Genomic DNA, 4,675 nt, shown 5'->3' with positions numbered 1-4,675 from the left:
GGTGCTCAGCGTCAGCGGCGGCCTCACCATGGCCGGCTGAGGCCAGAGCCCGAAGGAGCACCGATCATGACGTACACCTACGACGCGCACGAGTACCGGGAGTTCTTCGAGAACGATTTCACCTACCTCAACGGATTCCGGCGCAACATCCATCGCTACGCCCGCCGGATCGCTCTGACGTCCCCGGCGACGGGTGAGTCCTGGACATACGCGGAACTCGGCAACCGGGTGGACCGTGTCGCCACCGGACTTACGGCCGCCGGCGTCGAACCGGGGGAGGTGGTGGCATACCAGCTTCTGAACGGCCCGGAGTTCGCGCAGTTGTATCTGGCCACCCAGGTGTGCGGAGCGGTCGGTTCTCCCATGAACTTCCGGCTCGCCAGCGGCGAGACCGCTTTCATTCTCGAGACCAGCCGCCCCAAGGTGTACTTCTACGACACCGACTTCACGGACATGGTCGCGGACGCGCTCGCGCGGTCGGATCACCGACCGGAATTGGTGGTGGCGGTGGGCGACGGTGATCCGATCACCCGCGCCGGTGTCCACGTGGTCCGGTTCGACGACCTGGTCGCCGACGTCGCGGTCCCGCCCGAGGTGCACCGCACCAGTTGGGACGAAACCACCCGGCTGTACACGTCGGGAACCACCGGTATGCCCAAGGGTGTTCCGCTCAACAGCACGATCGAGATCTTCAGCGCGCACGACGTGATCATGCACTTCCCACTCACTCCGGAAGACAAGACGCTCAACATGACTCCGTGGTTCCACCGCGGCGGATTGCACTCGGGCGGCCCCACTCCGATGTTCTACGTCGGTGGTCAGGTAGTTCCGATGCGCAGCTTCGATCCGGAACTGACACTGGACTACGTGGAGAAGTTCGAACTGACCTATCTGATCGGTGCACCCACCAACCTGGCCATGCTTGCCTCGGCACAGGAGGAGAGCAAGCGCGACCTGTCGAGCTTGCGGGGAATCGTGACCATGGGAGCGCCGCTCGAGAGGGAAGCGGCTCTGCGCTACCAGCAGGTCCTCACACCCCGAATCTTCAACGGCTACGGTAGTACCGAAGGATTCTGGAACACGTTTCTGAATCCGTCGGATCTGCCCGACCGTGCCGGCACCACGGGCCGGGCGTGCACCGACGACGACGTGCTCGTGGTCCAGGTATTCGGCGACCGACTCGCCGAACCTCACGAAACAGTGGCCAAGGACGGCACCGAGGTAGGCGAAATCATCGTCCGTTCACCGAAATCGGCCAATGCGTACTTCGATTCGCCCGAGCAGCAGGAGAAGAAGTTCCACAAGGGATGGCTGCACATCGGGGACCTGGCGACATGGGACGAGGACGAGTTCGTCACCATCGTCGGCCGCAAGGACGACATGCTGATCTCCGGGGGTGAGAACGTCCATCCGGTGCAGGTCGAGGAAGCGCTCAACGAGCATCCGCGGGTCCTCGACTCCCTCGTGGTCGGGGTCCCCGACGAGCGATGGGGGCAGACGGTTGTCGCGTATATCGTCGTCTCGGCCGACGACGAGCCCACGGCAGAAGAACTCGATGCCCACTGCCGCAATCATCCCATGCTGTCGCAGTTCAAACGACCACGCGCGTACCGGTTCGTCGATGCCCTGCCGGTGTCGGCGACGGGAAAGAAGTTGCATTACAAGGCTTCCGATACCGCCCGCAACGAGGTGGCCGCCGGACTGTTCACCTACCCGGGCGCCGGGGTGACCGCACGCCCCGCTCACGAAGGATCCATCCATGAGTAACGCACCACAGCTTCCCGCGTTCGACCCGCTCGACCCGCTCGCCCTCGACTCGCTGTATTCCGACGACGAGATCGCCGTACGCGACACCGTCCGCAAGTTCTGCGCGGAGAACGTGACACCGCATATCGCCGACTGGTTCGAGGCGGGCGACCTCCCCGGCGCCCGCGACCTGGCCAAGGAATTCGGCAAGCTCGGCGTCCTCGGCATGCATCTCGAGGGTTACGGGTGCGGCGGGTCGTCGGCCGTGCACTACGGGCTGGCCTGCCTGGAACTCGAGGCCTGTGATTCCGGCATCCGTTCGCTGGTGTCGGTCCAGGGGTCGCTGGCCATGTTCTCCATCTGGAACAACGGGTCCGAGGATCAGAAGCAGGAATGGTTGCCGGGCATGGCCGCCGGCGAGATCATCGGCTGCTTCGGGCTCACCGAACCCGACGTGGGGTCGGATCCGGCGGCGATGAAGACCCGCGCCAGGCGCGACGGTTCCGACTGGGTGATCAACGGCCGCAAGATGTGGATCACCAACGGCAGCATCGCCGACGTCGCCGTCGTGTGGGCCGCCACCGACGACGGTGTGCGCGGATTCATCGTCCCCACCGGGACACCGGGTTTCAGCGCCAACACGATCAAGCACAAGATGTCGCTGCGCGCGTCGGTGACCAGCGAACTGGTTCTCGACAACGTCCGGCTCCCCGAGACGGCGATGCTGCCGAAGGCCAAAGGCGTCCGGGGACCGCTCAGCAGCCTTTCCGAGGCACGCTACGGAATCATCTGGGGTTCCATGGGCGCCGCGCGCTCGGCGTGGCAGGCGGCGCTCGACTACTCGAAGCAGCGCACCCAGTTCGGTCGTCCCATCGGCGGATTCCAGTTGACCCAGGCCAAGCTCGCCGACATGGCACTCGAGCTGCACAAGGGTCAGCTCCTCTCGCTGCATCTCGGCCGACTGAAGGACACCGTCGGGTTGCGCCCGGAACAGGTCAGCTTCGGCAAGCTCAACAACACCCGGGAGGCCATCGAGATCTGCCGCACCGCGCGCACGATCCTCGGTGGCAACGGAATCTCACTCGAATACCCGGTGATCCGGCACATGGTCAACCTCGAGTCCGTCCTCACCTACGAGGGCACCCCCGAGATGCATCAACTCGTCCTGGGTCAGGCTTTCACCGGCGAAAACGCCTTCCGCGGATAGGAATCGATGTCATGAGCGCACGCCTCGGCTACGAGTCGGAGCACCACCAGTTCCGGGACAGTGTTCGCGCATTCGTCCGCGACAAGATCGTCCCCGTACACGAGCAGTCGGAGCAGCAGAGTTGTCTCGACCGCTCGCTGTTCACCGAGGCCGGCAAGCAGGGCATGCTCGGCTTCTCCGTGCCCGAGGAATTCGGCGGCCCCGGGGTCGAGGACTTCCGATACAACGCCATCGTCATCGACGAGGTGGGCCGGGCCGGCGCTGCCGCGGAGGCCATCGCGTTCTCGCTGCAGAACGACGTGGTGCTGCCGTATCTCACCGATATGACCAACGCGCAGCAGAAGCCGCGATTCCTACCCGGTGTCGTGACCGGCGAGACCGTGCTCGGTATTGCGATGACCGAACCGGGAACCGGCAGCGACCTCACCGGTATTCGCACCAGCGCCGTGCGGGACGGCAACCACTACGTGGTGAACGGCAGCAAGACCTTCATCTCCAACGGACAGAACGGTGACTTGTTCGTCGTCGCCGTGCGAACCTCGCCGGACAAGCACAAGGGGCTCTCGCTCCTCCTTGTGGAGGCGGGGACCCCGGGCTTCGAGCGTGGGCGCAACCTGGAGAAGATCGGACTGCACGCCCAGGACACCAGCGAGTTGACGTTCACCGACATGCGGGTTCCGGTCGAGAACCTCCTCGGCGAGGAGGGGCAGGGTTTCTACCAGTTGGTGCACAACCTGCCGCAGGAGCGGCTGTCCCTGTCGATCGGCGCGGTATCCGCTGCGGAGGGTGTGTTCGAGCACACTCTGAACTACGTGAAGGAACGCACGGCGTTCGGAAAACCGATCTCGCAGTTCCAGAACACCCAGTTCGTGCTCGCGGAACTCTCCACCGAACTCGATCTCGCGCGCACCTACCTCGACGACTGTCTCGCCGAGCATGTCGCAGGAGAACTGACCGCGGCCCGCGCCGCCCGGCTCAAGTGGTGGACCACCGAACTGCAGGTGCGGGTGGCCGATCGTTGCCTGCAGCTGCACGGCGGATACGGCTACATGCGCGAATACCCCGTGGCTCGCGCGTTCGTCGACGCCCGGATCCAGACCATCTACGGCGGCACGACCGAGATCATGAAGACGATCATCGCCAAGGATCTCGGCATCTGAAGGGAGCAGCGAAGACGTCGAATCCAGCAGGTACTGTGAATGCCCGTTCACGGTTGGTTTGCAGTTGGTTTGCCAGCGAGGAGAGGTCAACGTTCATGGCGAAGGACACGTCCGCCCTACCGCTCGACGAGGCGGTACGCGCAGTTCGCGTGAGTTCGCGTCGGCGCCAGCTTCTCGATGCCGCGGTGACCGTGATGCAGCGGACCGGCTTCCATCAGATGTCCATGCAGGCGTTGGCCGACGAGGCGCAGGTCAGTGTCGGTCTGATCTACAAGTACTTCGGTGGCAAAGAAGAGATTCTGCTGGCCACCATCGTCGACATCCTCGATGCCTTTCGCGACCAACTGGAACCGGCGATGGATGCTGCCGGGAGCGATCCCGTCGAGCGCCTGGTGGCCGGATTCCGCCGCTACGTGGAGATCGTGGACGAGAATCTGGATGCGGTGGTGCTGACCTACCGCGAGAGCCGCACGCTCGACCCGGAAGGTCGCGAACGCATCAAGGAACTCGAGGTGTCCACGTCCCGGCCGCTTCACGACGCTCTGAAGGCAGGGATGGCCGC

The 4,675-nt window shown here is 64.4% G+C and carries 4 protein-coding genes; all 4 read left to right on the top strand.

All coding sequences use genetic code 11. From position 1 onward, the window contains the following. Window positions 1–66 precede the first annotated feature (66 nt). A complete protein-coding gene (locus WAW17_RS19210; protein ID WP_422334524.1) occupies window positions 67–1,767 on the top strand; it encodes a class I adenylate-forming enzyme family protein in 1,701 nt (566 codons plus the stop codon). Next, a complete protein-coding gene (locus tag WAW17_RS19205; RefSeq protein ID WP_422334523.1) occupies window positions 1,760–2,953 on the top strand; it encodes an acyl-CoA dehydrogenase family protein in 1,194 nt (397 codons plus the stop codon). Before WAW17_RS19210 ends, WAW17_RS19205 begins: the two co-directional genes overlap by 8 nt. An 11-nt stretch (window positions 2,954–2,964) precedes the next feature. Continuing rightward, window positions 2,965–4,113, top strand: a complete 1,149-nt coding sequence (locus WAW17_RS19200; RefSeq protein ID WP_422334522.1) for an acyl-CoA dehydrogenase family protein — start codon at window positions 2,965–2,967, stop codon at window positions 4,111–4,113. 95 nt (window positions 4,114–4,208) lie between these two features. Next, window positions 4,209–4,675, top strand: a 467-nt coding sequence (locus tag WAW17_RS19195) for a TetR/AcrR family transcriptional regulator (RefSeq protein ID WP_422334521.1), incomplete at its 3' end; no start/stop codon positions are given.

The organism is Rhodococcus sp. (in: high G+C Gram-positive bacteria), from assembly GCF_049286785.1.
GTDB lineage: Bacteria > Actinomycetota > Actinomycetes > Mycobacteriales > Mycobacteriaceae > Rhodococcus_F.
The sequence above is the reverse complement of the archived record's forward strand: the minus strand, read 5'-3'. Positions and strand labels throughout refer to the sequence as shown.

Bases quoted from the DNA above. Each gene is read 5' to 3' on its own strand.
- WAW17_RS19200 (WP_422334522.1), top strand. From the start codon at position 2,965: ATGAGCGCACGCCTCGGCTACGAGTCGGAGCACCACCAGTTCCGGGAC.
- WAW17_RS19210 (WP_422334524.1), top strand. From the start codon at position 67: ATGACGTACACCTACGACGCGCACGAGTACCGGGAGTTCTTCGAGAAC.
- WAW17_RS19205 (WP_422334523.1), top strand. From the start codon at position 1,760: ATGAGTAACGCACCACAGCTTCCCGCGTTCGACCCGCTCGACCCGCTC.